Origin of the sequence: Oscillibacter sp. CAG:155, from assembly GCA_000436875.1 — a bacterium.
GTDB lineage: Bacteria > Bacillota > Clostridia > Oscillospirales > Oscillospiraceae > Oscillibacter.
On the sequence record FR890838.1, the window covers coordinates 1 to 1,656 of the forward strand.

The 1,656-nt window shown below is 57.6% G+C and carries 2 protein-coding genes; both read left to right on the forward strand.

Going from position 1 to position 1,656, the window contains the following annotated elements; translation table 11 throughout:
- Positions 1-145: 145 nt before the first annotated feature.
- On the forward strand, positions 146-1,390 hold the full coding sequence (locus QZL67_RS01070) for a hypothetical protein (protein WP_022288938.1): 1,245 nt from the start codon (positions 146-148) through the stop codon (positions 1,388-1,390).
- Positions 1,387-1,656 (forward strand): metallophosphoesterase (locus QZL67_RS01075; RefSeq protein ID WP_292919614.1); only part of this gene is annotated, 270 nt, incomplete at its 3' end. The genes QZL67_RS01070 and QZL67_RS01075, both read left to right, overlap by 4 nt.

The window sequence follows — 1,656 nt, forward strand, 5'->3', positions numbered from 1 at the left end:
ATCCGAGGCTCCTCGAACTGTACAAAACCCTCTGCCGCCATGTCTATTACAAATACCCCGCTCTTGTGGGAGAGCACACTGCCCTCTTCCGGCTCCAGTTTGAGGAAACGGAGGATGGGGATACGGATACTGAGGAGGTGGAAACATGAAAGCGCCGGAGATCAAGCACTACATCAACTGGCTGGGTCGGGTGGAATACCGAAACATCAACTGCTCCTTCACCTATGACGAGACATCCTATGCGGCCATCGACCGGATCTTCCGCCTTCTCCACCGGCTGGAGCCAGGCCCGGAGAACACAAGCTGGGAACTGTGGCTCCGTGCGGAGCGAGGTACCATTGAAGACTTCGGCAGCTTTGAGGAGCTGCGGGCGGACGGCCAGGTGGAGAGCTTTGAGGAGTTTGAAACCTGGTGGCATTCCGAGTTCCCGGAGGAGGCAGCGTGGTTCCACTTTGCCGCCGGCGAGGATCAGAAGATCGGGTATCGGGCAATATTCTTGGGGCATCGGCATGTGCTGGAGGTGGACAGCCGCAAAGAGCGCGCCTTCCCCTATGACATCGCCCCATTCACCGCCTGGCTGGAGGGTGCGGTACGGGACACCGTTCAGATGGTGGAAACCGGTTCTTATCAGGAACTGGTGGAGCGGGAGCTGCCCATCTGGCATCGAACCGGAACCATCCTGCGCCGGGATCTGTGGAGGGTATTCCCACAGTGGAAGGAGGAGTTCTTCCAGGACTTCTCCCAGCAGGAGGTGGAGGAGTTTCTCACCTCGGCGGTTGGGTATCCTTTGGAAAATAACAAGCGGCTCCCATCCGTGACCGCAAACGAATTCTATCACTTCTGTGCCCTGGGCTATCGGGCCATGGGATACACTGGAACGGAGAAATCGGAAAAAGAGCAGTACGCTCTCCACGCCGATGGGCGGGACGAGGGACTGTCCAAGCTGGACGGAGATTCCCCCGAAGCTTTTGCACGGTGGCTGAAGGAGCGTCCCCGCACCGGTCACCCCTGGGAGGTATGCCGGGGCGGCAACAGCACCCACATCGATTGCATCGTACACCAAGATGCGCATGGCTACTATCTGGTGGTGGCCGGTCTTGCGGAGACCCGGACGATTGAGGCGGTCCGTTTCTTCCTGGCGCTTTATCGGGCAGGCGTTCCCGTATGCATCCGAAACACAGAGGAACTGAAGGCCCGCCTGACCGGAGCGGAGTCCATCGGCATCGTGCCGGAGGGAGTCTTTCCCGCCTACTGCCACGACAGGTTTCCGGGAGAGAGCATTGTCGATTTTATGAACCTGCCTCGGGAGCGTCAGGATGAACTTGCAAAATACTGCCGATGGCAGCCAATCCCAGTTCCCAGGATGAAGAAGGAGGGTGAAACCCCATGATCTTCTTTACCTCTGACCTGCATCTCGGTCACGAAAACTGCATACGCCTTTGCAATCGGCCCTTTTCCAGTATCGAGGAGATGGACGAAACTCTCATCGAAAACTGGAACCACAAGGTCACAGGGAAGGATACTGTCTATATCCTCGGCGACCTGATCTACCGCAGCCAAAAGCCGCCGGAGGAATACCTGCGGCGGCTGCGGGGGAAGAAACATCTCATCCTTGGGAATCATGACAGGGGATGGATCAGGAGTTGTCAGACAGAA